The sequence below is a fragment of the Arthrobacter sp. B0316-1-20 genome (assembly GCF_059091865.1).
This window is the reverse complement of sequence record NZ_JBNHHC010000013.1, coordinates 202,118-223,329: the sequence shown is the minus strand read 5'-3', so window position 1 is coordinate 223,329 and position 21,212 is coordinate 202,118. Positions and strand designations below refer to the sequence as shown.

The window sequence follows — 21,212 nt, the reverse complement described above, 5'->3', positions numbered from 1 at the left end:
TGACCTCTTCCGTGTCAGGGAAGCGCGCTACCGCTGCGCCAATCGCCCCGGTGTGCCCGAGGCGGGCCGCTGGAGAAAACGCTGAAAAAGAGAGCGGACGACGGGATTCGAACCCGCGACATCCACCTTGGCAAGGTGGTGCTCTAGCCAGCTGAGCTACGTCCGCGCGAAACGGTTTCCGGATCACTCCGGACTGCGTTCCAGTGGGCGATACTGGGATCGAACCAGTGACCTCTTCCGTGTCAGGGAAGCGCGCTACCGCTGCGCCAATCGCCCGTGATCTCTCACGAGATGTTTGCTGTGTCGCCGCAAACGAGGTGGGGACGGGATTCGAACCCGCGTATACGGCTTTGCAGGCCGCTGCCTCGCCTCTCGGCCACCCCACCGTGCCTATTCGCAGTTGCGCTAGGACCGGCCAGCGACGCTGGCACGTTACAGTGACTTGCGAGCGGACGACGGGATTCGAACCCGCGACATCCACCTTGGCAAGGTGGTGCTCTAGCCAGCTGAGCTACGTCCGCAAAAGTTTTCCATCACTTTTTCCGCGATCCTTCATCGAACGGCTCGCGGCGTCGCTGTGATTTCCAACGAGTAAAAACTCTATAGGACGATTCCCGCTTCGTCCAATCGACGCTGTGGCGGGTGAAACGACGCGGGCCGGTCGGCCCGGAGGCTATCGACGCGGCGGCGGGCCCGCCGACCCGTTCCGTGGCCCACCCGCGGTCCCGTTCCTCGCCCGCCCCAAAGACCACACAGGTAACAACTGCCCAGGCGCAGTGGCCGGGCGATTTTTGTTTCAGCGCCTCGGTGGGCTAGCATTTCTAGACGTTGCAGGAAGCGCCCGGCGCATCCGGCAGCAAGCCCGGGCGATTGGCGCAGTGGTAGCGCGCTTCGTTCACACCGAAGAGGTCACTGGTTCGAACCCAGTATCGCCCACCACGGAAAACATCCCCGGCCAGGCAGCATCGCCTGGCCGGGGATGTTTCGTTAACGGGCGCGGGGCCGGCCGCCGTCGCGCCGGCCCTGTGCCTTGCGGACCGGAACGGTCAGTGGAACCTGAGAAGATTTCCTTATGACTGCACCACTTCTTGCGCATGCCACCGCCAACGGCCGCATGTACGCGCGCTCCACCTCGGAGCCGCCGTCGGTTCCCTCCATCACCACCGTGATCGCGCAGGAGCCGACCACGCTGGACGGTTGGTTCGCCCACATGGCAGCCACCTCCCTGGCCTCCGATGCCAGGCTGGCCGAGGCCGCCGGAGACCCGGGGCGGCTGCGGTCGCTGGCGAAGGAAGCGACCCTGGCCGCCGACCGCTACCGGGATGCCGCCGCGCTGCGCGGGGACCGCGTCCACGCTTACTGCGAACAGGTGGCACTGCGGGCGCTGGACAGGGAGCACGACGTTGCGGGTGCCCGGGAGGCGCTCAAGGCCAACGGCGAAGAGGCTTTCGCCGCCAGGTTCGACGAATGGTGGCAGCTCTACGGGGTGGAGCCGATAGCCCCGGAGATCACCGTCTGGAACCAGGAAGTCGGATACGCCGGCACCCTGGATCTCGTGGCCCGGATTGCGGGGCGCACCTGCCTGATTGACTTCAAGACCAAGGGCACGGACCGCAACGGTCAGGTCAAGGCGCTCAACGACAAGGTGGTCATGCAGTTGGTGGCCGGCATGAAGGCACAGGAGTCGCTGGTCGACGCCGCGACGGGGAGCTGGGAGCCGTGGGCGCACGGTGACGATCCGCTGCTGCTGGGCGTGGCGATCGGTGAGACGGAAGTCCGGCCGATGCGCGCCAACCCCGAGGTGCTTCGATGGCACTGGTACCGCTTCTGCTCGCTGCGTCGGGCGTGGGAAACGCATCTGCAGGTAGCCGAGGCGGGCCGGGCGCTGCTGCCGATCGCGCCGCCCCCTGCGGCGGCCCTGCAGGCGGTCCAGCAGGCCCACTAAACTGGATCGGAACCCAACGGCAGCGTACTGAAGCGGCAACAGTGAGGACAAGAACTACATGGCGATCCTGAGCATCCGGATTATCGGCGACCCCGTGCTGCGGACCAAGGCGGAAACGGTCACCGCGTTCGGGCCGGAGCTGGCCAAGCTGGTGGCGGACATGGACGAAACCATGGAGGACGTCGACGGCGCCGGGCTGGCCGCCCCGCAGGTTGGCGTGAGCCTGCGCGTCTTCACCTTCCGCGTGGACGGCCGGCGCGGCCACGTGGTCAACCCGGTGCTCGAGCTCAGCGACGACTTCCAGGACGACGTCGCCGAAGGATGCCTGTCGATCCCCGCGCTCGGCTACCCGGTGCGCCGGCGCCGCTGGACACGAGTCACCGGCCAGGACCTGCACGGCAACCCGGTCGAGTACGAGGGCGAAGGGATGCTGGCCCGCTGTTTCCAGCATGAGGCCGACCACCTGGACGGAATCCTTTACATCGACCACCTCACCGGCGAGAACCGGAAGAACGCGCTGCGCTCCATCCGCAACGCGGGATACAACGGAGTGGCCGGCGAGACCCAGGCCCAGCGCGCGGCCCACGTCGGCTCCGGCTTCAGCCGCGGGCCCGCCCCGGCGGGCACGGGTTCCTTCGGGCAGCCGCTGGCATGACGGACGGCGGCAGGCGCTTGCGGGTCCTCTTCGCCGGCACTCCCGGCGTGGCCGTGCCCTCCCTCGACCGGCTCGTCGGGGATGGCTTCGAGATCGTTGCCGTGCTCACCCGGGAGGACGCGCCGGTAGGGCGTAAACGCGTCCTGACCGCCTCGCCGGTGGCGGCCCGCGCCGCGGAACTCGGCGTGCCGGTGATCCGGGCCAACCGGATCGGATCGGCCGCGGCCGATGCCATCCGGGCAGCCGCCCCGGATGTGGCGGCCATCGTGGCCTACGGCGGCCTCGTCCCGGAGGCCGCGCTCGGCATACCCGAACACGGCTGGATCAACCTGCACTTCTCACTCCTGCCCGCGTGGCGCGGCGCCGCGCCGGTGCAGCACGCCATCATCAACGGCGACGACGTCGTCGGCGCCTCCACCTTCCAACTGGAGAAGGGGCTGGATACGGGCCCGGTGTACGGCACCCTGACCGAGGCGTTGCGCCCCGCGGACACCAGCGGCGAGGTGCTGGAGCGGCTCTCCCACAGCGGCGCCGTGCTGCTGTCGCAAACCCTGGCGGCCGTTGGCGCGGGCACAGCAGTGGCGGTGGCGCAGTCCGGCGACGTCAGCCTCGCGCCCAAGCTGTCCCTGGAGGACGGTCACATTGATTGGCGGCAGCCGGCGCTGGCCATCCGCCGCCGCATCAACGGCGTCACTCCCGAACCCGGTGCCTGGACCATGCTCGACGGGCAGCGCTTCAAGCTGGGCCCGGTACGCCTGCGGCCGGAGCACCGCGGGCTGCCGCCCGGGGCCGTGAGGCTGTCCGGCGGCTCGTCGGCCTCGGCGCTCGTGGGCACCGGTTCCCATGCCGTGGAGCTGGACAGGGTCCAGCCGGCGGGCAAGAAAATGATGGATGCAGCAGATTGGGCCCGCGGGCTCGGACAGCGTGAGGACGTGCACTTCGAATGAGCGGCCGGAATGAAGGCAGCCGGAACAGCGGACGCCAAGGCGGCGGCGGCCAGGGGGCCGGCCGCCGTGATGCTGCGGGGCGGGAGCGAAACCGCGGCGGCACCAGGCAGTACTCCCGGTCGGCTCCGTCGCAGCGGACGCGGGCGGCCGACCCGGCCCGGCTGGCGGCCTTCGAGGTGCTCCGCGCGGTGGAACGGGACGACGCGTACGCGAACCTGGTGCTGCCTGCGAGCATCCGCAAACACCGGCTGGACAAGCGCGACGCCGGCTTCGCCACCGAGCTGGCCTACGGCGCCCTCCGCGGTTTGGGCACGTACGATGCCATCCTGGCCCGCTGCGTGGACCGGCCGCTGGACCAGCTGGACCCCGCGATCCTCGATGCGCTCCGCCTCGGCGCCCACCAGCTGCTCGCCATGCGGGTGCCGGCCCACGCCGCCCTGGACCAGACCGTCGGCCTGGCCCGCGCCGTGATCGGCGCGGGCCCCGGCTCGCTGATCAACGCCGTCCTCCGCAAGGTCACCGCCCGCGACCTGCACGGCTGGACCGCCGAGCTGACAGCCGGGGAGACCGACCCGGTCAAGGCGGCGGCTCTGGAACACAGCCATCCGGAATGGGTGGTGCGGGCCCTGCGGCAGTCCCTGGCGGGGCACGGACGCCGCGTGGACGAATTGGAAGACCTGCTGGCGGCCGACAACGCAGCGCCGGTCGTAAACCTGGTGGCGCTGCCCGGGCTGGGCTCGCTGGACGAGGCGATCGACGCCGGCGCGGAGCCCGGGGAACTGGTCGCTGGATCCGCCCTGTATGCGGGCGGAGACCTCGGCCGGCTGGCCAGCGTGCGGGCCGGAACCACCCGTGTCCAGGACGCCGGCTCCCAACTCGTAGCGCTGGCCTTGGCCGCCGCCGCGCCGGTGACGCCGGGCGAGCGCTGGCTGGATCTGTGCGCCGGCCCCGGCGGCAAGGCCGCCCTGCTGGGCGCGCTGGCCGCCGAGCGGGGCGCCACGCTGCTGGCCAACGAGGTGGCCGAACACCGTGCCGAACTGGTCCGGAAGGCCTTGGCGCCGGTACCGGCCGGGGTGTGGGAGATCCGCACCGGCGACGGCCGCGACGTGGGCGAGCTGTATGCCGGACGGTTCGACCGGATCATGGTGGACGCTCCCTGCACCGGGTTGGGGGCTCTGCGCCGCCGCCCTGAGTCGCGGTGGCGCCGGAAGCCCTCCGACGTGGCGCAGTTGGGGCCGCTGCAGCGCGAACTGCTCGGCGCGGCCGTGGCCGCCGCAAAGCCGGGCGGCCTGATCGCCTACGTGACGTGCTCCCCACACCCCGCGGAGACGACGGCGGTGGTCGCCGACCTGCTGCGCCGGAACCCCGGGGTGGAACTGCTGGACACCTCCTCCGTCCTCGACGGGGTCAGCCTCCCCGGGCACTTGGAAGCAGGGCAACCCGGCGGCGACGCCGTGGGCCGGGCCGGCGGGACGACGGCGCAGCTGTGGCCGCACCGGCACGGCACCGATGCCATGTTCATGGCGCTGCTCCGCCGAACCAATTAGGTCAACACCGGTTCCCACATCCCTCGACACACACAGACAGACAGGCAGGCAAGCATCCGATGGCACAGTGCTGCATCAACCCCAGCATCCTCTCGGCCGATTTCGTCAACCTCGAAGCCGAACTGCGGCGCATCAGTACCGCCGATGCCGTGCACGTGGACGTGATGGACAACCATTTCGTGCCGAACCTGACAATCGGGCTGCCGGTGGTGCAGCGAATCCGGGAAGTCAGCACCCTGCCCCTGGACGCGCACCTGATGATTGCCGACCCGGACCGCTGGGCGCCGGCATATGCCGAGTCGGGGATCGAATCCGTGACCTTCCATGTGGAAGCGGCGGCCGCCCCGGTCCGGCTGGCCAGGGAGCTGAGGTCCCGCGGGGCCAAGGCGGGCATGGCGCTGAAGCCGGCCACCGCCGTCGAGCCCTATCTGGATTTGCTCCCGGAGATGGACCTCCTGCTGATCATGACGGTCGAGCCGGGCTTCGGCGGGCAGTCTTTCCTGGACGTCACGCTGCCCAAGATCCGCAAGGCCGCCCGCGCCGTGGCGGGTTCGGGGCTGCCCGTGGCGATCCAGGTGGACGGGGGCGTCACCGAGGACACCATCGTGCGGGCCGCCGAGGCCGGCGCTACCGTCTTCGTGGCCGGATCCGCCGTGTACGGCAAGGCCGATCCGGAGCAGGCCATCGCCTCGCTGCGGGCCGCGGCCGGCCGGCAGCCCGATTCCTGAGGCCCCTGTGACCGGTGTTACAGGTTGTGACGGGAATGGAAGGTGTCACGGGGCAGTTGTGAGAGCATAGTTACGCAAACACAAACGTGCTCCGGGGTCGGTGTAAGTCCGAACCGGCGGTTATAGTCCGCGACCCGCTGCCGAGAGTTCCGCCCGGAACTTCACGCAGCGGTTGAACCGGTGGAATTCCGGTACCGACAGTTAAAGTCTGGATGGGAGAAGCACGTACAGGTGGCAGCCATGGGGCCACCGGGTACGGTCGATGACCGCGGCCCGGAGACCCCGGACCTTCCGCTCTGTCGTTCCCCGGAGCCGCCGCGGCTCGAAAGGAACGGCATGGATTTTCTGCGGTGGCTCTTTGAAGCCCAGATTCCCGTAGCCGGCAGCGCTCTACTGCTGCGCGAAGTTCTGGGCAACGTCTTCGGCCTGCTCAGCGCGCTCGGCGGAATGCGCCGGAAGGTGTGGGCCTGGCCCGTCGGCATCATCGGCAACGTGCTGCTGCTGACCGTTTTCCTCGGGTCGCTCTTCGGCTCCGCCAATACCGCCAACCTCCTGGGCCAGGCCGGCCGGCAGGTCATGTTCATCGCCGTAGCCGTCTACGGCTGGAGGCGTTGGCGCTCCGCACGCAGCGGCGAGGGCCACGCCATCACCCCGCAGTGGGCCGGCGGCAAGGCGCGCCTGGGCCTGGTCGCCGCCTTGCTCCTGGGCACCGTCGCCCTGACCCCGGTCTTCGCGGCCCTCGGCTCCTACGAGCCGGTCTGGGCCGATGCCTGGACCTTCGTCGGTTCATTGCTGGCCACCTACGGCATGGCACGCGGCTGGGTCGAGTTCTGGCTGATCTGGGTGGCGGTCGACATTGTGGGCGTGCCGCTGCTGTTTAGCGCCGGCTACTACGCCAGCGCCTTTATGTACCTCTTCTACGGAGGCTTCACGCTGGTTGGATTCTTCGTCTGGTGGCGGGCCAACGCGCAGGCCAAGCCCGGCGTCGAAACCCTGCATCCCGATCCGCGCATCGGGCGCCCGGCCGGCGAGCAGGTGCATGCGTGATGGGCCAGGCGGCAGTCGGCACGGCCAGGGATTTCGCGCCGGCCGAGCAGCGCGCCATGGAGTTTGCGCTGGATGCCGCGCGGCAGGGCGTGCGCGGAGCAAACCCCCTCGTGGGCGCCGCCATCATCGACCCGCGGGGCGAGGTGGTCAGCATCGGTTACCACCGGGGCGCCGGCACACCCCACGCCGAAGTCGATGCGCTGGCGAACGTGTCCCCGGAGCGCGCCGCGGACCTGGCGGACTGCACCATGCTGGTGACCCTGGAGCCGTGCAACCACCGCGGCCGCACCGGCCCCTGTTCCGGCGCCATCCTGGACGCGGGCATCGGCTCGCTGGTCTACGCCACGGCCGACCCCACCGAGGCGGCCGCCGGCGGGGCGCAGCGGCTGGCCGAGGCCGGCGTCGCCGTGCGTACGGGACTGCTGCGGGAGCAGGCGCTGGACCTGAACCATCGCTGGTTCGAGGCCCGGCGGGAAGCGCGGCCGTTCACCACCCTGCACGTCGCGCAGACCGTGGACGGCCTGATTGCCGCGGCAGACGGCACCAGCCAATGGATCACCGGGGAAGAGGCGCGGGCGGACAGCCACGGCATCCGCGCCCGCGCGGACGCCATCATCGCCGGCAACGGAACCATCGCGGCCGACAACCCGAGGCTCACCGCCCGCGACCGGGCCGGACACGAAACTCCGGGCCAGCCGCTGCGCGTGGTGATGGGGCGCCGAAAGGTCGCGGCAGACGCCGCGGTCCGCGGCACCGATGGCCGCTTCCTGCAACTGGCCACCCACGACCCGGCCGAAGTCCTGGCCGAACTGGCACGGCGCGGCATCGGCCACGCGATGATCGAGGGCGGAGCGACCGTCGCCTCGGCTTTCCTTCGCGCCGACCTGGTCGACGAACTCGTGCTCTACCTGGCACCCCTGATGCTCGGCGCCGGCACCCGTGCGGTGGCCGACCTCGGCATCGGGACGCTGTCCGAGGCCGGCCGCTGGCGTTGGGACACGGCCGGCGGCAGCACCCGAATCCTGGGCGCGGACCTGCGCCTGCACCTGGAACCCCTGCCGTCCCACGGCACTCAGAAAGGCAAATGAATGTTTACCGGAATCATCGCGGAACAAGGGCGCGTTGAATCGCTGGACCTGAGTCCGGCCACTGACAGCGCAGTGCTGACCTTCACCGCACCCGAAACGGCTGCCGGGCTCGGGCTCGGCGGGTCGATCGCCGTCAACGGCGTGTGCCTGACCGCAGTCGCGCTGGACGGCAGCCGGGTCAGCGTGGACGTGATGGGGGAGACCCTCACACGCACCACCACCGGTTCGCTCCGTCCGGGGCAGCCGGTCAACCTGGAACGCTGCGTCCCGGCCGGCGGACGGCTGGACGGACATGTGGTTCAGGGGCACGTGGACGGTGTCGGCACGCTGGCCGAACGCGAGGACCTGGGCGACTGGGAGCGGCTGCGCTTCACCGTTCCCGTGGAGCTGGCCCGTTACATCGCGGAGAAGGGCTCCATCGCCGTCGACGGCGTCTCGCTGACGGTCACGAACGTCAGCGATGCCGGTGCCGCGACGCAGTTCTTCGAAGTCGGCCTGATTCCCACCACGCTGGCCGACACCGGCCTGGGCGCGAAACAACCCGGCGACAGCGTCAACCTGGAAGTGGACGTCCTCGCCAAGTACGCCGAACGGCTCCTGGCCTTCACCACCGGAGCCAGGGCATGAGCGCCGCGGTGGAGCCGCGGATCGCGCTCGACACGATCGAAGCCGCTGTGGCGGCGGTCGCCGCCGGCCGCCCCGTCGTCGTCGTTGATGACGAGGACCGGGAAAACGAAGGCGACATCATCTTCGCCGCCGACGCCGCGACCCCCGAACTGATGGGCTGGACCATCCGCTATACCTCGGGCGTCATCTGCGTGCCACTGCCGGCGGCGCGGGCCGACGAACTGGGGCTGCCGCCTATGGTCGAAGTCAACCAGGATGCCAAGGGAACGGCCTACACGGTTTCCTGCGACGCGGCCGACGGCGTGACCACCGGCATCAGTTCCGCCGACCGTGCGCGCACCGCCGTGGTGCTGGCGGCGGCGGACAGCACTGCCGCCGACCTGACCCGGCCCGGGCATGTCTTCCCGCTGCGGGCGGTCGACGGCGGCGTGCTCGCGCGGCGCGGACACACCGAAGCCGCCGTGGACCTGTGCCGGCTGGGCGGGCGTGCGCCGGTGGGCGTCATCGCGGAACTGGTGCACGATGAAGGGGACATGATGCGCCTGCCGGCGCTGCGCGCCTTTGCCGACGAGCACGGCTGCCCGCTGGTTTCGATCGAGGACCTCGCGAACCACCTGGCCGGGAACGCGGACACCGCCGGCCTGCCGAAGGCGGCGAACCATGGACGGTAAGGACATCCGCGAAAAGACTCCGGCCGCCACGGTCGAGTGCGGGCCCGCGGTCCAGCTGCCCACGGCCTTCGGCAGCTTCACCGCCCAGGCGTGGACCGATGCCGCCACCGGCGTGGAGCACCTGAGCATCACCTCGCAGGTCAGTCCGGCGGCCGAACCTCTGGTCCGGCTGCACTCCGAATGCCTGACCGGCGACGTGTTCGCCTCCTACCGCTGCGACTGCGGCGAGCAATTGGAGCAGGCGCTGGCCATGATCGGAGAGCACGGCGGGACGGTCCTGTACCTGCGCGGGCAGGAGGGGCGCGGCATCGGGCTGGCCAACAAGATGCGGGCCTACGCGCTGCAGGAAGCCGGCGCCGATACGGTGGAGGCCAACGAGCAGCTGGGCCTGCCCGTGGACGCGCGGGACTACTCCGCCGCCGCCGCCATCCTGCGGGCGATGGGCATCGGCGCCATCCGGCTGCTGAGCAACAATCCTGCCAAGAGCAGCATGCTGGCGGCGCTGGGCATCGATGTGGTCGAGATGGTGGCCGCGGAGGTTCCCTTCCGGGAGCAGAACCGCCGCTACCTGGAGACCAAGCGGGACCGGATGGACCACCGGCTGGCCGTCCTGCAGACAACGCCCGTGCAGCAGAGCTGACGCCTGCGCCCGGCACGGCAACCACAGTTAACCACCGACGAGAGTTTCACGAAGGAAGAACATGAGCGGACACGGAGCACCCACCATCGACATCACCGGCCTGCAGGCGGAGACCGGCGCGCTAAAGCTCGCCATAGTCGCCGCCAGTTGGCACACCGAGATCATGGACGGGCTGGTCGACGGCGCGCTGCGGGCGGCAACCGAGGCGGGCATCGGGGAACCGGCCCTGGTCCGGGTGCCCGGGGCTTTCGAGCTGCCCGTCGCCGCCGCCCGGCTGGCGCCCCACTATGACGCCGTGGTGGCGCTCGGCGTCGTGATTCGCGGCGGGACGCCGCACTTCGAGTACGTCTGCCAGGCCGCCACCGAGGGCCTGACCAGCGTCAGCGTGCAGACCGGCACCCCGGTGGGATTCGGGGTGCTTACCTGCGACACCGAGCAGCAAGGCCTGGACCGCGCCGGCCTGGCGGGCTCCAGCGAGGACAAGGGCCACGAAGCGGTGACCGCCGCACTGGCGACCGCGGCCACGCTCCGAGGCCTCGGCGTCTAAGGCGGGCCGCGGCGCGGCGCGGCGTCCGAAGCGGACCGTCGCGCGGCGCCGCATCTGAAACGGATCGCCGCGCGGCGCCGGAGGCATTCGTCACAATGGGAACGGCGGTTTGCCGCCCCCACGCGCTCCTGACGTAGTCTAAAGGGCGTGAAATCCTTCGAATCCCTGTTTGCGGAACTGAGCGAAAAGGCGCAGCAGCGCCCGGAGGGCTCCCGTACGGTAGCCGAGCTGGATTCCGGCATCCACGGAATCGGGAAGAAGGTCGTCGAAGAGGCCGCCGAAGTCTGGATGGCAGCCGAACACGAATCCGACGAAGCCGCCGCCGAGGAAATCTCCCAGCTCCTCTACCACCTGCAGGTCCTGATGATCGCCAAGGGCCTGCGGCTGGAAGACGTCTACAAGCATCTGTAGCGGGACGCCGCCCCTGCGCGGCGCCCCGCCCAGACCCAGGCCTATTCCACACTTGCGAGGCCCTGCTGCGGCCGAGACGATCCCAGAAAGACCCCCACATGCTGCGTGTAGCTGTTCCCAACAAAGGTTCCCTGTCCGAAGCCGCCTCCGCCATGCTGGGCGAGGCCGGCTACCTCCAGCGCCGCGACAGCCGCGAACTGGTCATGACCGATGCCGACAACGACATTGAGTTTTTCTTCCTCCGCCCGCGCGACATCGCCGTCTACGTAGGCTCCGGCACCCTTGACGTCGGGATCACCGGACGTGACCTGTTTTTGGACGCACAGGTGGACGCTGTCGAGCTGATGAACCTCGGCTTCGCGGCGTCCACGTTCCGGTTCGCCGGTCCGCTCGGCGAGTTCACCAGTGCCGCGCAACTGAACGGCAAGCGCCTGGCCACCAGCTATGACGGGCTGCTGCGCAGCTACCTGGCCGAGCACGGGATCGACGCCTCCGTCGTCCGGCTGGACGGCGCGGTGGAGTCCTCCGTGCGCCTCGGCGTTGCCGACGCGATTGCAGACGTCGTGGAGACCGGCAACACGCTCCGGGCCGCCGGGATGGAAATCTTCGGGGACCCCATCCTGAAGTCCGAGGCCGTGCTGATCGGCCGCGCGGGGGAGACCCCGGCCAACGGGCTGGACGTGCTGATGCGCCGGCTGCGCGGCGTGATTGTTGCCCGCGAGTACGTCATGATGGACTACGACATCCGCAAGGACCTCGTGGACGCCGCCGCGGCGCTGACCCCGGGGCTGGAGTCACCGACCATCTCGCCGCTGCGCGATACCGGCTGGGTGGCCGTGCGCTCGATGGTCCGTCGCACCCAGACCAACCGCATCATGGACGAGCTCTACGATCTCGGTGCCCGGGCCATCCTGGTCAGCACCATCCACGCCTGCCGCATCTGACTGCCCCGGAGTAAGCCATGACTGTTGCCATCCGTGTGATCCCCTGCCTGGACGTCGACGCCGGACGCGTGGTCAAGGGAATTAATTTCGAAGGCCTGCGCGACGCCGGTGACCCGGTGGAACTGGCGCACCGGTACGACCGTGCCGGAGCCGACGAGTTGACCTTTCTGGACGTCACCGCCTCCTCCGGCAACCGCGAGACGACGTTCGACGTCGTGGCCCGCACCGCGGAGGAAGTCTTCATCCCGCTGACCGTGGGCGGCGGCGTGCGCGAGGTCGCCGACGTCGACAAACTGCTGCGCTTCGGGGCCGACAAGGCCGCCATCAACACCGCAGCGGTCGCCCGGCCCGATGTGATCGACGAAATTACCCGCCATTTCGGTTCCCAGGTGCTGGTGCTCTCGCTGGATGCCCGCCGGACCGATGACCCCTCGGTGGCCTCCGGATTCGAAGTCACCACGCACGGCGGCCGCAAGGGCACGGGGATCGACGCGGTGCAGTGGGCCCGCGAGGCAGCCGACCGGGGAGTGGGGGAGTTGTTGCTCAACTCCATCGATGCCGACGGAACGAAGGACGGGTTCGACCTGGAGATGATCCGGGCGGTACGGGCGGCGGTGAAGGTCCCGCTGATTGCTTCTGGCGGCGCCGGCAAGCCCGCGCATTTCCCGCCGGCCGTCGCCGCGGGGGCGGACGCGGTGCTGGCAGCCTCGGTCTTCCATTTCGGGCCCGACGACGCCATCGCGCAGGTCAAGCAGGCGATCCGGGACGCGGGCTACCCGGTCCGGTGAGTCCCGGAGCCGGGGAAGCGGAAGGGTCAGAGGCCGATTTCGGCGCTGTCCAGCAGGGCCACGGCATCGGCCTGGCCCTCGAAGGTGACCAGCGCATGCCTGGTCCGGCCGGACGCATGCATCAGCAGTTCGCCCGGTTCTCCGCCGATGGCCACCGAGACGGGTGCCCGCTTGGCCACGTGCCGCGGGCCGTCCGGACGCACGAGCACGATGCCCAGGTCCACTCCCCGGTACAGCAAGGCCGCCCGCTTAACCAGTTCGTCCCACAGTGCCGCCGAATAGTCCTCGTCCAGCGCCCGCGGCGCCCAGCGGTCGGTGGCCCGGCGGATGTCTTCGGTGTGGACGAAGAATTCCACCAGGTTGGCCACCGTGTCCACGGCCGGCACCCTGAACGGGGACCAGGCCGGCGGGCCGGCGCGGAAGGCTTCCACCAGCTTGGCGTAGCCGGCCGGTTCCCGCGCTGTGTCCGCCACCTTGCGGGTGGCCTCGTCCGAAACCCTGGCCAGCGGCTTGAAGGCCAGGCCGAGGGCGGCACCCACTCGATGTTCACGGATGTACAGATGGGCGGCCAGTTCTGCGGTCTTCCACCCCTCGCACAGGGTGGGTGAATCCGGCCCGGCAGCCAGCAAGGTCTCGGCCAGGACTTCACGGGACGGATTTACGTAATGCATCACTCTGAACCTAGCACGAAGGAGGCGCTTGCGGGCCGATAAATGTGTACGTCCGCCCGCGCCGGCGCGGGCGGGAGCCTCCGGGACTTGGCACTAGACTTGTAGGGATGCCTTCCGAGTCTGATTCCCCCACAACAGTGCCGTCCGGGGCCGGCGCAACGGCCCTCGACCCAGCCGTCGCCGACCGGCTCAAGCGCGACTCCGCCGGCCTGGTCGCCGCGATCGTCCAGCAGTTCGACTCCGGCGAGGTGCTGATGCTGGGCTGGATGGACGACGAGGCGCTGCACCGCACCTTGACCAGCGGCCGCGTGACCTTCTACTCGCGCTCGCGCCGGGAGTACTGGCGCAAGGGCGACACCTCCGGCCACGTGCAGTTCGTCAAGTCGGTGGCCCTGGACTGCGACGGCGACGCCCTGTTGGTCCGGGTAGACCAGGTCGGCGCCGCCTGCCACACCGGCACCCGCACCTGCTTTGACGGCCGGGGCCTCGACGCCGTCGCCGGCCACAGCGCCGAACCGGACGGCAACCAAGGAGCATCCGGCACCTGAACCGGCCCCTGACCACCGCAGTATCAGCCACTGAAGCGAAAGACAGATAACGCATGCAGGACCTTGGCGTCATCAGCCCCAGCCTGGAGGAATTCCGCGCGCTTGCCCGCGACCGCAGGGTCATCCCGGTCTCCATCAAGGTGCTCGCCGATGACCAGACTCCCATTTCCATCTACCGCAGGCTGGCCGATTCCCGGCCGGGAACCTTCCTGTTGGAGTCGGCCGCCGTCGGCGGAGTCTGGTCCCGCTATTCCTTCATCGGTGCCAACTCGCGCGCCACGCTCACGACCAGGGACGGGCAGGCGCACTGGCTGGGGGAGCCGCCGGTGGGCGTGCCGCGCACCGGCAACCCGGTGGAGGCCCTGCGCGGCACGGTGGAGGCGCTGCGGACCGAACGGTTCGACTCGCTCCCGCCGCTGACGTCCGGGCTGGTGGGATTCGTCGGCTGGGAGGCCGTGCGGCACTGGGAGAAGCTGACGTCCCCGCCGGAAGACGACCTGAACCTGCCGGAACTGGCCATGAACCTTGTCACCGACCTCGCCGTGCACGACAACGCCGAAGGCACGGTCACGCTGATCGCCAACGCCATCAACTTCGACAACCGCGACGAGCGCGTGGACGAGGCATGGCTGGACGCCGTGAAACGCGCCAAACACCTGCTGGCGCAGCTCGCTGAACCGCTCGCGCAGCAGGTGTCGGTGCTGGAAGACGCCGCCCTGGAAACAGCCGACCTGATGAACAGCGTGACCCACCGCTGGGCCCGGGAGAAGTATTTGGCGGCCGTGGACCGCGGCAAGGAAGCAATCGTCGACGGCGAAGTGTTCCAGGTGGTGATCTCGCGCCGGTTCGAGGCCGAATGTTCGGCCGAGGCCCTCGACGTCTACCGCGTGCTGCGGAACCTGAACCCCAGCCCCTACATGTACCTGTTCAGCCTGGAAGACGCCGACGGCGTGGGCTACTCGATCGTGGGGTCCTCCCCGGAGGCACTGGTCACGCTGACCGGCGACGAGGTCATCACCCACCCGATCGCCGGATCCAGGCCCCGCGGGCACAGCGTAGAGCATGACAAGGAACTGGCCGAGGAGCTGCTGGCCGACCAAAAGGAACGCGCGGAGCACCTGATGCTCGTGGACCTGGCCCGCAACGACATCTCCAAGGTCTGCACGCCCGGCAGCGTCGACGTCACGCAGTTCATGGAGGTGGAGAAATTCAGCCACATCATGCATCTGGTCTCCACCGTGGTCGGCCGGCTGTCGCCGGACAAGAGCGCCTACGACGTGCTGGCCGCGACGTTCCCGGCGGGCACGCTCTCCGGTGCGCCCAAACCCCGCGCCCTGAGGCTGTTGGACGAACTGGAACCGCACCGCCGCGGCATCTACGGCGGCGTGGTGGGCTACCTGGACTTTGCCGGGGACATGGACATGGCCATCGCCATCCGCTCGGCGCTGCTGCGCGGCGGCGTCGCCTACGTCCAGTCCGGCGGCGGGATCGTGGCCGACTCCCAGCCGGAGGCCGAGGCGCTGGAGACCGTGAACAAGGCGGCGGCGCCGCTGCGGGCAGTAACCCTGGCATCGCGGCTCCACCCGGCCAACCCGGCACACGTACCGGTCAAGGGGCAGCAATGAGCGAAGAGAACACCTCCCCGGCCCGGGACGCGGCACCGGCGCCACGGCCTGCCGCCGCGCGTTGGCGGCGCAAGGGCACCGTGGTGCTCGCCGCCGTCGTGATGTCGCTGGCCGCCTTTGGCACCACGACGCAAACCTGGCTTACGGCCCGGTTCCCGGGGACCCGGGTGCAGACCCCCGACGTGAGCGTGCCCGGCAGCGACGCCGCTACCGCGGTGACGGCCCTGGCGCTGGTGGCACTGGCCGCCGCCTTGGCCGCTTCCATCGCCGGCCGGATCGCCCGCATCGTGATCGCCGTGCTGCTGGCCGCGGCCGGCATCGGCATCTCGGCCGCCAGTCTTACGGTGATCGCCAACCCGGCCGGGGCCGCTTCGGCGGCCATCGGGGAGGCGACCGGGCAGATCGGGGGAGAGGCCGCCGTCGGCATCACGGTCTTCCCTTACCTGGGCGCCGCCGCCGGTGTCCTGCTGTTGCTGACGGCCGTCTGGCTGCTGGCGGCCGGGCGTTCCTGGGCCGCGTCGAAGAAGTACGTGCCGGCAACCGAGCGGCAGGCCGACGGCATGCCGTCCGACCGGGCCGGCAGCGTGGATGAAATCGACAGCTGGGACCAGCTCAGCCGGGGCAACGACCCGACCGACTGAACCGCCGGCCGCCCGGCACCAAGGCAGCGGGGCCGCCGGCAGCCGTGTCACACTGGCCTGCCGGGCCCGCAAACAATGGCAGAATGAAGTAGCAGAACCGTTTTTAGAGGGAGATACACCATGGGCAACCAGGCCACCGCCACCGAAACCGCGATGAAGACGGATCCGGCAGGCAGCATCCACGACGAGGTCATCGGCCACGGCAACAGCCCCGCCGCCTGGACCTGCGTGCTCATCATGATCTTGGGCTCCATCGTGGGAGGCATCGGCTTCGCCATGGCCTCGTCCCCGGTCTTCTGGGCCGGCGTGGCAATCATGTTCATTGGCCTGATCGTCGGCTGGATCATGAAGAAGGTCGGCTACGGCGTGGACGGCAGCAAGATCCAGGGCAGCGGACACTGAACGTGACCGTTCTCGACGACATCATCGTTGGAGTCCGCGAAGACCTCGAGTCCCGGCGCGCCCAGGTTCCGTTGGCGCAGATCCAGCGGCTGGCCGCGGCCGCGCCGGCTCCGCGTGATGCTTACGCGGCCCTGGGCGGCAACGATTCGCCGCGAACCGCGCTCAAGGTGATCGCCGAGGTCAAGCGCAAGAGCCCCTCCAAAGGCGACCTGGCGTCCATCGCCGATCCCGCCGAACTGGCCGCCGGTTACGAACGCGGCGGTGCCGCCGTGATCAGCGTGTTGACGGAGCAGCGCCGGTTCAACGGCTCGCTGGCCGACTTCGACGCGGTGCGCGCCGCGGTGGACGTTCCGCTGCTGCGCAAGGACTTCAACGTCGACGAATACCAGATCTTCGAGGCACGCGCCCACGGCGCCGACCTGGTGCTGCTGATCGTCGCCGCACTGGACGACGAGCGGCTGAAGGCCCTGCTGGCACTGACCCACGAACTGGGCATGGAGGCCCTGGTCGAGACGCATACCGCCGAAGAAATCGACCGCGCCGTCGCCGTGGACGCACGCATAATCGGCGTGAACGTCCGCAACCTGAAGACCCTGGACGTGGACCGCTCGGTGTTCACCGGATTGGCGGGCCGCATCCCCTCCGGCGCCGTGGTGGTGGCCGAATCCGGAGTCCGCGGAGTGGACGACGTGCGCGACTACGCCACGCAGGGCGCCGACGCCGTCCTGGTGGGCGAGGCGCTGGTCATCACGGGCGACCCGGAAGCCGCCGTGGCCGAATTCGGCGCGGCGGGCGCCGAGGCCATTGCCGCGCGCGGCTGAACCCGCGCGCCACACAACTTAAGAATCCCCAGGGGCAGGCAGGGCCGGTTGCGGCTGGCCGTCCTGCCTCCAGTAACAGACAGGACGGCCATGACGCAGAGCCCCGATACCCCGGCGGAGCCCGGAAACACCCAGGAACCGGCCGATGCCTTCCTGGCCGGCGGCAGCCTCCGCCATGCCCCCGGCCCCTATTTCGGCGCCTTCGGCGGGCGCTGGATGCCGGAATCCCTGATTGCTGCGCTGGACGAACTGGAAGACACCTTCGAAAAGGCCAAGGCAGACCCGGAGTTCATCGCCCAGGTCGCCGAGCTGAACAAGAACTATTCGGGCCGGCCCTCGCTGCTGACCGAAGCCAAGCGCTTCTCCCGGCATGCCGGCGGCGCCCGCATCTTCCTCAAGCGCGAGGACCTGAACCATACCGGCTCCCACAAGATCAACAACGTGCTGGGCCAGGCCCTGCTGGCCCAGCGGATGGGCAAGACCCGGATCATTGCGGAGACCGGTGCCGGCCAGCACGGCGTCGCCAGCGCCACCGCCGCCGCGCTGCTCGGCATGGAGTGCGTGGTCTACATGGGCGCCGAAGACACCCGCCGGCAGGCCCTCAATGTGGCCCGGATGGAGCTGCTCGGAGCCACCGTCGTTCCCGTCACCGCCGGGTCGCAGACGCTCAAGGACGCCATCAACGAGGCCCTGCGCGACTGGGTGGCCAATGTGCACAACACCCACTACCTGCTGGGCACCGCCGCCGGCGCCCACCCCTTCCCGGCGCTCGTCCGCTATTTCCACGAAGTCATCGGCGAGGAAGCCCGCGCGCAGATCCTGGACCAGACCGGCCGGCTGCCGGACGCCGTCTGCGCCTGCATCGGGGGCGGCTCGAACGCCATCGGCATCTTCCACGGCTTCCTCGACGACCGGAACGTCGCGCTGTACGGCTTTGAGGCCGGCGGCGACGGCGTCGACACCGGCCGCCATGCCGCAACCATCACGCTGGGCCGGCCCGGCGTGCTGCACGGCGCGCGCTCCTACCTCATGCAGGACGAAGACGGCCAGACCATCGAGTCGCATTCGATCTCGGCCGGGCTGGACTATCCCGGTGTCGGGCCCGAGCACTCCTACCTGTCGGACATCGGCCGGGCCAGCTACGAGCCGGTCACCGACAGCGAGGCGATGGACGCTTTCCGGCTGCTCTGCCGCACCGAGGGCATCATCCCGGCCATCGAGTCGTCGCACGCCCTGGCCGGGGCGCTGCGGGTGGGCAAGCGCCTGACCGAGGGCAAGGATCATCCGCAGGACGTCATCATCGTCGTGAATCTTTCCGGCCGGGGCGACAAGGACGTCGCCACCGCGGCGGAGTGGTTCGGCCTGCTGCCGGACGAATCGCCCGAGGCCGAAATCGGCTCCGAAGGAGAGCAGCTGTGAACAATACCGCCACCACCAGCAAATCGGCCGCGGCCATCGACCGGGCCCTGGCCGACGGCCGGACCGCCCTGATCGGCTATCTGCCCGCCGGCTACCCCGACGTCCAGACCACCATCGACGCCGCCGTCGCGCTGGCGGAGAACGGCGTCGACGTCATTGAGATCGGCATCCCGTACTCCGACCCGGTGATGGACGGCGCCGTCATCCAGGCCGCCACCGTGCAGGCGCTGAAGGACGGCTTCCGGGTCAGCCACGTGTTCGACATCGTCGCCGGCATCACCGCCCGCTGCGACGCCGCCGTGCTGGTGATGACGTACTGGAATCCGGTGCTGCGGATGGGCGTAGACGAGTTCTCCCGCCGGCTGGCCGAGGCCGGCGGCGCCGGGCTGATCACCCCGGACCTGATTCCGGACGAGGCGGCCGAATGGTTCGAGGCTTCGGACAAGTACGGGCTGGACCGCGTGTTCCTGGTCGCCCCGTCGTCCTCCCCGGAGCGGATGGCGATGACGGTCAAGGCCAGCCGCGGTTTTGTCTACGCGGTGTCGATCATGGGCGTCACCGGCGCCCGCGAGAGCGTTTCCGGCGCCGCCGAGCGCGTGGTCCGGTCGGCGCACGAGGCCGGAGCCGAACGGGTCTGCGTCGGCCTGGGCGTCTCCAGTCCGGAGCACGTGCGCGAGATCGGCGCGTATGCCGAGGGCGCCATCGTGGGCACCGCGCTGGTGGCCGAACTCGGCAACTCCGGTGTGCCGGCACTGGGCAAGCTCGCGGCGCGGCTAAGCGAAGGCACAGCCCGGGCCTGACAGAATAACCAGTGGCCAGCGGTTTGCCGCGGGCCGCGCCCGACCCGCAACTTTCGGCCAAGAGGACTCACCTGGTGTACAGCACGACTATCGCAACGGCCGTACCGGCCTCCATCCCCAGCCCCGGCTGGTCCGGATTCAGCATCGGCCCGCTCACCATCCACGCGTACGCGCTGTGCATCCTGCTGGGCATCGTCGCGGCCATCTGGCTCACCCACCGCCGTTGGAAGGCCCGCGGCGGGCCGGAAGAATTCATCTGGGACGTGGCCATCTGGGCCATCCCGTTCGGCATCGTCGGCGGCCGTCTCTACCACGTGTTCTCCTCGCCCGACGCCTACTTCGGGCCGAACGGCGACCTCGGCCTGATCCCGCAGATCTGGCGCGGCGGGCTCGGAATCTGGGGAGCGGTGGCACTGGGCCTGGTCGGTGCCTGGATCGGCTGCCGCCGGGCCGGCTTCAAGCTGCCGGCCTTCATGGACGCCGCCGCACCCGGCGTGCTGCTGGCACAGGCGATCGGCCGCTGGGGCAACTGGTTTAACCAGGAACTCTTCGGCGCGCCCACCACGCTGCCCTGGGGCCTGGAGATCGACGCCGACAACCCCAACTTCCCGGCCGACGCGGAACCGGGCACGCTGTTCCACCCCACCTTCCTCTATGAGTCCCTGTGGAACCTGGCGGGCGTGGCGCTGCTGCTGCTCCTGGACCGGCGCTTCAAGTTCCGCCGCGGCATGCTGTTCTGGCTGTACGTCGCGTTCTACACCCTCGGCCGGGTCTGGATCGAAATGCTGCGCATCGACGATGCCGAAATGATCACGATCTTCGGCATCACCCAGCGGTTGAACGTCTGGACGTCGCTGCTGCTGCTGGTCGCCGCCGTCGTGATCTTCATCGTGCTGGCGCGCCGTCCGAGGACCGCGGAGACCGACTCCCTGTACCTGCCGGGCCGCGAGCCCTCGGCAGTCGCGGGGGAGAAGGCCGAATCCGGGCAGGCCGCGGCTCGGCAGGAGAACGCCTCCAAGCACGACGGCGGACCCCGCGCCGGCGGGGCAGGATCCTCCGTGATCGCGGGGGAGAAGGCCGAAACCGCTGCCGGGACGCCCGACGAGAAGGCCGGGGAGCCTGCCGCGGACGAAGCTCCTTCAGTTGAGGCCGCCGTCAAGCCCGCGGATGCGGCCAAGCCCGCAGCCGAGACCGCCGCCAGGCCCGCGGATGCTGCCAAGCACGCCGATGCGGCCAATGCCCCCAAAGCCGCCGATGCCGCGGCCGGGAACGACCCGCTCAGGGCGGACAACAACCGCAGCCAGAACTAGTTTCTTCCCCGCGCAGCCGCCGGAACGCAGCAATCTGACGTTCCGGCGGCTTCGTGCGCTCCGGACTGCCGCCGGCAATCCGAAAAGCGGTCGGTAAAAAACCGGAAAAGCCTGTGTTGCGGGGTCCCCGCCGTGCTATCGTCGCTCTACCGCAGAACAGACTCGCTCCGCGGCCGGTCCGCCCTCACCGTCGGTCCGAACCATCAGTACGCACCTCCCGGACCACCAACCGGGCGCAGGCATGCGGCGTACCGACCACACTGACGTGGATTCTCCGCCGGACAGGCGCACCACCCAGTGCGGTCCCGGCGGCCGTGGCCGATCGACCGCACAGTTCATCCTGGCGGCCCCCATCCGACCCCTGGACACCGAATGCGCTGTGCGGGGTGA

At 69.7% G+C, this 21,212-nt stretch carries 23 protein-coding genes, 5 tRNA genes and 1 riboswitch; of the genes, 23 read left to right on the top strand and 5 right to left on the bottom strand.

What is annotated here, in order from left to right; all coding sequences use genetic code 11:
* Positions 1–92: 92 nt before the first annotated feature.
* From AC5RW2_RS21875 to AC5RW2_RS21860, 4 genes are all read right to left on the bottom strand, one after another.
* A tRNA-Gly gene (locus AC5RW2_RS21875) sits at positions 93–166 on the bottom strand.
* A gap of 38 nt (positions 167–204) precedes the next feature.
* Positions 205–276: transfer RNA gene (locus AC5RW2_RS21870), tRNA-Val, on the bottom strand.
* 39 nt (positions 277–315) lie between these two features.
* Positions 316–386 (bottom strand) — tRNA-Cys (locus AC5RW2_RS21865).
* 61 nt (positions 387–447) lie between these two features.
* Positions 448–521: transfer RNA gene (locus AC5RW2_RS21860), tRNA-Gly, on the bottom strand.
* A gap of 343 nt (positions 522–864) precedes the next feature.
* On the opposite strand from AC5RW2_RS21860, the gene AC5RW2_RS21855 reads away from it, so the two are divergent.
* The 15 genes from AC5RW2_RS21855 (at position 865) to hisF (ending at position 12,585) form a co-directional block, all read left to right on the top strand.
* A tRNA-Val gene (locus tag AC5RW2_RS21855) sits at positions 865–939 on the top strand.
* A 133-nt stretch (positions 940–1,072) separates the two neighbouring features.
* A complete protein-coding gene (locus AC5RW2_RS21850; RefSeq protein ID WP_493999576.1) occupies positions 1,073–1,945 on the top strand; it encodes a cytochrome in 873 nt (290 codons plus the stop codon).
* Between the two features lie 58 nt (positions 1,946–2,003).
* Positions 2,004–2,600, top strand: coding sequence for a peptide deformylase (gene def / locus AC5RW2_RS21845; protein ID WP_494074541.1), 597 nt, complete (start codon positions 2,004–2,006; stop codon positions 2,598–2,600).
* A gap of 17 nt (positions 2,601–2,617) precedes the next feature.
* Complete coding sequence (gene fmt, locus AC5RW2_RS21840; RefSeq protein WP_494074545.1) at positions 2,618–3,547, top strand: methionyl-tRNA formyltransferase; 930 nt, start codon at positions 2,618–2,620, stop codon at positions 3,545–3,547.
* Entirely contained in the window at positions 3,544–5,094 is a 1,551-nt protein-coding gene (locus tag AC5RW2_RS21835) for an RsmB/NOP family class I SAM-dependent RNA methyltransferase (RefSeq protein WP_494074540.1), read from the top strand. Before fmt ends, AC5RW2_RS21835 begins: the two co-directional genes overlap by 4 nt.
* 59 nt (positions 5,095–5,153) lie before the next feature.
* A complete protein-coding gene (gene rpe / locus AC5RW2_RS21830; protein WP_493999579.1) occupies positions 5,154–5,822 on the top strand; it encodes a ribulose-phosphate 3-epimerase in 669 nt (222 codons plus the stop codon).
* Positions 5,823–5,904: 82 nt separating this feature from the next.
* Positions 5,905–6,051: riboswitch (FMN riboswitch) on the top strand.
* 107 nt (positions 6,052–6,158) lie between these two features.
* Entirely contained in the window at positions 6,159–6,869 is a 711-nt protein-coding gene (gene pnuC / locus AC5RW2_RS21825) for a nicotinamide riboside transporter PnuC (protein ID WP_494074539.1), read from the top strand.
* On the top strand, positions 6,869–7,957 hold the full coding sequence (gene ribD, locus AC5RW2_RS21820) for a bifunctional diaminohydroxyphosphoribosylaminopyrimidine deaminase/5-amino-6-(5-phosphoribosylamino)uracil reductase RibD (RefSeq protein ID WP_494023175.1): 1,089 nt from the start codon (positions 6,869–6,871) through the stop codon (positions 7,955–7,957). The genes pnuC and ribD overlap by 1 nt, the downstream gene beginning before the upstream one ends.
* Positions 7,958–8,584 (top strand): riboflavin synthase, encoded by a 627-nt coding sequence (locus AC5RW2_RS21815; RefSeq protein ID WP_493999582.1) that lies wholly within the window; start codon positions 7,958–7,960, stop codon positions 8,582–8,584.
* Positions 8,581–9,255, top strand: a complete 675-nt coding sequence (gene ribB, locus AC5RW2_RS21810; protein WP_493999583.1) for a 3,4-dihydroxy-2-butanone-4-phosphate synthase — start codon at positions 8,581–8,583, stop codon at positions 9,253–9,255. The genes AC5RW2_RS21815 and ribB overlap by 4 nt, the downstream gene beginning before the upstream one ends.
* Positions 9,245–9,895, top strand: a complete 651-nt coding sequence (gene ribA, locus AC5RW2_RS21805; RefSeq protein ID WP_494023174.1) for a GTP cyclohydrolase II — start codon at positions 9,245–9,247, stop codon at positions 9,893–9,895. The genes ribB and ribA overlap by 11 nt, the downstream gene beginning before the upstream one ends.
* A gap of 61 nt (positions 9,896–9,956) precedes the next feature.
* On the top strand, positions 9,957–10,442 hold the full coding sequence (gene ribH / locus AC5RW2_RS21800; protein WP_493999585.1) for a 6,7-dimethyl-8-ribityllumazine synthase: 486 nt from the start codon (positions 9,957–9,959) through the stop codon (positions 10,440–10,442).
* A gap of 147 nt (positions 10,443–10,589) precedes the next feature.
* Positions 10,590–10,853: a phosphoribosyl-ATP diphosphatase gene (locus AC5RW2_RS21795; protein WP_493977843.1), complete on the top strand. Its 264-nt coding sequence runs from the start codon at positions 10,590–10,592 to the stop codon at positions 10,851–10,853.
* A 98-nt stretch (positions 10,854–10,951) separates the two neighbouring features.
* Positions 10,952–11,797 (top strand): ATP phosphoribosyltransferase, encoded by an 846-nt coding sequence (gene hisG, locus AC5RW2_RS21790; RefSeq protein ID WP_493999586.1) that lies wholly within the window; start codon positions 10,952–10,954, stop codon positions 11,795–11,797.
* Between the two features lie 17 nt (positions 11,798–11,814).
* Positions 11,815–12,585 (top strand): imidazole glycerol phosphate synthase subunit HisF, encoded by a 771-nt coding sequence (gene hisF / locus AC5RW2_RS21785; protein WP_493999587.1) that lies wholly within the window; start codon positions 11,815–11,817, stop codon positions 12,583–12,585.
* Positions 12,586–12,611: 26 nt separating this feature from the next.
* Here hisF and AC5RW2_RS21780 read toward each other — a convergent pair whose 3' ends face one another.
* Positions 12,612–13,256, bottom strand: coding sequence for a TIGR03085 family metal-binding protein (locus AC5RW2_RS21780; RefSeq protein WP_493999588.1), 645 nt, complete (start codon positions 13,254–13,256; stop codon positions 12,612–12,614).
* 107 nt (positions 13,257–13,363) lie between these two features.
* Between AC5RW2_RS21780 and hisI the strand changes: the two genes are divergently transcribed.
* The 8 genes from hisI to lgt all read left to right on the top strand — a co-directional run bounded on the left by hisI (position 13,364) and on the right by lgt (position 20,822).
* Positions 13,364–13,804 (top strand): phosphoribosyl-AMP cyclohydrolase, encoded by a 441-nt coding sequence (gene hisI, locus AC5RW2_RS21775; RefSeq protein ID WP_494074538.1) that lies wholly within the window; start codon positions 13,364–13,366, stop codon positions 13,802–13,804.
* Positions 13,805–13,857: 53 nt separating this feature from the next.
* Complete coding sequence (locus tag AC5RW2_RS21770) at positions 13,858–15,429, top strand: anthranilate synthase component I (protein WP_494023172.1); 1,572 nt, start codon at positions 13,858–13,860, stop codon at positions 15,427–15,429.
* Positions 15,426–16,070, top strand: a complete 645-nt coding sequence (locus tag AC5RW2_RS21765) for a Trp biosynthesis-associated membrane protein (protein WP_494013882.1) — start codon at positions 15,426–15,428, stop codon at positions 16,068–16,070. Before AC5RW2_RS21770 ends, AC5RW2_RS21765 begins: the two co-directional genes overlap by 4 nt.
* A 120-nt stretch (positions 16,071–16,190) precedes the next feature.
* On the top strand, positions 16,191–16,472 hold the full coding sequence (locus AC5RW2_RS21760) for an HGxxPAAW family protein (RefSeq protein WP_493999592.1): 282 nt from the start codon (positions 16,191–16,193) through the stop codon (positions 16,470–16,472).
* Between the two features lie 2 nt (positions 16,473–16,474).
* Positions 16,475–17,293 (top strand): indole-3-glycerol phosphate synthase TrpC, encoded by an 819-nt coding sequence (gene trpC, locus AC5RW2_RS21755; protein ID WP_494074537.1) that lies wholly within the window; start codon positions 16,475–16,477, stop codon positions 17,291–17,293.
* A 90-nt stretch (positions 17,294–17,383) separates the two neighbouring features.
* Entirely contained in the window at positions 17,384–18,712 is a 1,329-nt protein-coding gene (gene trpB / locus AC5RW2_RS21750) for a tryptophan synthase subunit beta (protein ID WP_494025853.1), read from the top strand.
* Entirely contained in the window at positions 18,709–19,512 is an 804-nt protein-coding gene (gene trpA / locus AC5RW2_RS21745; RefSeq protein ID WP_494074536.1) for a tryptophan synthase subunit alpha, read from the top strand. Before trpB ends, trpA begins: the two co-directional genes overlap by 4 nt.
* A gap of 74 nt (positions 19,513–19,586) precedes the next feature.
* Positions 19,587–20,822: a prolipoprotein diacylglyceryl transferase gene (gene lgt / locus AC5RW2_RS21740; protein ID WP_494074535.1), complete on the top strand. Its 1,236-nt coding sequence runs from the start codon at positions 19,587–19,589 to the stop codon at positions 20,820–20,822.
* Positions 20,823–21,212 lie beyond the last annotated feature (390 nt).